This is a genomic window from Halomonas sp. ND22Bw (assembly GCF_003011945.1).
Classification (GTDB): domain Bacteria; phylum Pseudomonadota; class Gammaproteobacteria; order Pseudomonadales; family Halomonadaceae; genus Halomonas; species Halomonas halophila.
Genome location: NZ_PXWD01001221.1, coordinates 1 through 258 on the forward strand (window position 1 = coordinate 1; position 258 = coordinate 258).

Below are 258 nucleotides of genomic sequence, written 5' to 3' on the forward strand. Positions count from 1 at the left end.
GAACTTGTTCGCGGGCACGATGGGGTCGTTGTAGTACAGGATCTTCTTGCCATTGGCGGGATCGACGTCGCCGGCCTTGAGGCCGGCTGTGATATGCCGCCGGGTGGCGTCCTCGCCCGATTCGTTGGCGGGCGCGGCAGCAGCGGGAGTCGCCGCTTGCGGCGATGCCATCCCACTGGCACCCGAAGGCATGGCTGGCATGCCGGCACCGTGGCGCATGCCCAGTGCGTAGAGGCCGTAGCCGGCGGCACCCAGCAC

Annotated in this window: 1 pseudogene; it reads right to left on the bottom strand. The window is 68.6% G+C overall.

The annotated features are described in order from the left end of the window. Window positions 1-258: pseudogene (locus CVH10_RS22050) on the bottom strand (efflux RND transporter periplasmic adaptor subunit); the annotation flags it as partial.